1 protein-coding gene and 1 pseudogene are annotated in these 2086 nt (G+C 47.9%); one reads left to right on the top strand and one right to left on the bottom strand.

The window, feature by feature from the left end:
* On the bottom strand, positions 1 to 192 hold a 192-nt coding region (locus VIN66_RS13000), incomplete at its 3' end, for a hypothetical protein (RefSeq protein ID WP_331924376.1).
* A gap of 694 nt (positions 193 to 886) precedes the next feature.
* On the opposite strand from VIN66_RS13000, the pseudogene VIN66_RS12995 reads away from it, so the two are divergent.
* Positions 887 to 2086 (top strand): annotated as a pseudogene (locus VIN66_RS12995) (hypothetical protein); the annotation flags it as partial.

The raw sequence follows: 2086 nt of genomic DNA, 5'->3' as shown, positions 1-2086 counted from the left end.
GTCGGGTTTCTGCATTAATAAGCCGCAGCCGTCGCCGGTTTTACCGTCGGCTGAAATACCGCCGCGATGTTGCATCCGATCCAGGCCATTGATAGCGGTTCTGACTATCCTGTGGCTGGCCGCGCCCTCCAGATGAGCGATAAGACCGAAGCCACAGTTCTCTCTTGCCTGACTGTGCTGGTACAACGCCATGACACACCTCCACACTTGTCCTGATATTTAAATAAATATTTATTATTTTTGAATTATTATTCTTTTTATTGGTTTTTGCTGCTGCTGAAAGAAAATAACGGTTACTCTTTCAGAGGTCAATGCGTTGTAGAGTATTTACTCTTGAAATGTTTAGCCATCTAAACGTTCAACTGCTGACAGGTATACCGGCATTTTACTAAAAAAGCAAGCGCGATTTGTGGCGTAGCGCTGTGTAAACAGCGCAGAAAGGCTACTTCTGAAATTGAAAATTAATTACATGAATTGGCGGTATTTTTGCCACTAATGTCAGTTGGCATGGCAAAAAAACAAAGATAACAGCTTTTTAGTCGTAAATGTTACTGCTGCTTAGTGCCATATTTATGCGGAATGCTGTTTTGCGATCAGTAGGACGACAAAAGCATCAGGGTGCTGGCTGCACTGCATGACATTTATCTACCCGTTAAACCACTCTTACAGGTAGTAAGACGGCTAATGATATGAACTTATCGCAAAGGCTTTGTGGAGGATATCGTGGCCGGAAAATGAATGTTAAATGAATTTAACTTTGTTATTAGAATTACTGCTAATTGGCAAAGAAGTCAATACAGGATAATCTATGTCCACTTTAATTGAGGGTTGCTATCTGTCGTAGTGGTAGTTGAACACGTCTGCGCTAATTATAAGAAAGAGAACAATGAGATCACTCAGCCTTTGTATCTTTGCAGCCTTACTGGCTGGTACGGCTTCAGCCGCGAATGTAAACAGTAATAAAAAATTTCCTGATTACTCTATGGTTTTGGTAGGCGGTGGGTTAAATACCTGCGCCTCTGCCAGTGTGCGCGATTGCACTGATAGCGACACCTTCAGTACGGCCGCTAAGTCAGCAGATGAATTTATACTGTCGCAGGAACATCTGGCTAATATTGCCGACAGCACATTTTGGAGCGAAGAGCGAGTGATAGAGCAGCAGCAAACTCTGGCCTTACTGGAGTTTGTGCGCAGCCGCGTCAGTAATGAACGTATATCCGAGCGCGAGCTGGTCCGGTTGTGGCGCTCTGCAGAGATTGAAATTGACGGTATCTGGGTGTCGGGCAGAGTGAACTACAATGCGCTGACTGACAGAGAACGTGATTTTGTGCTCGATCAGCTACAGGTTATGGTGTCTGCTGACAATGGCGCCAAACGCAGTGCAGTCAACCGGCTGAAGGAGTTTGCCAACCTGAGCAAAACCAAAGACAGCTTTACCGTTGAGATTTACCGCAAAATAGTCGAGCTGGCGCAGCAGGTTGCAGGGCCAAGCCGGGCACCGAGAATTCTGATCGTTACCGCTTCCGGCCGGGATCCTTTCGCCGCTGTCGATATGTATGTCAACGTATTTAACGAAGCTGGCGCTCGGGCCAGCTGGCTGCCACTGAATGCGGCCTATCAGGCTGCGCAGCACGTTCTGATTGATGACAAACCAAGCTGCGAGCAGCTGCCACAATATCTGGCTGCTTATCATGGCACTTATCAGCGTGAACGGGTTTATCCAGACTTAATGCAGCAGCTGCAGGCATTTTGTAAACAAGGCACCGATGCTGCCGTTGAACAGATCCGCCGCGCTGATGCAATTTTCATTAATGGTGGTGATCAGAGCCTGACGTTACAGGCTTTTCGCCAGCCGGATGGCACGGCAACCGCCGAACTGAAGCAAATTGAATCGATGCTTGGCGCGGGACAGCTTGTTATTGCCGGTACCAGTGCAGGTACTGCAGTGATGGCCGGGGGCAGCTACCAGGGGCGCAGAACACCTATGATCACTAACGGTGACAGTTACAGTGCGATGCAGTATGGCGCTTTTGATTTAGCCGCGCCGCAGCCTGGCTGTGATAAAGATCAAAGCTGCAGCAATGGC

It is taken from the genome of Rheinheimera sp. (assembly GCF_036568245.1).
Lineage (GTDB): Bacteria > Pseudomonadota > Gammaproteobacteria > Enterobacterales > Alteromonadaceae > Alishewanella.
This window is presented reverse-complemented; position numbering and strand designations above follow the sequence as displayed.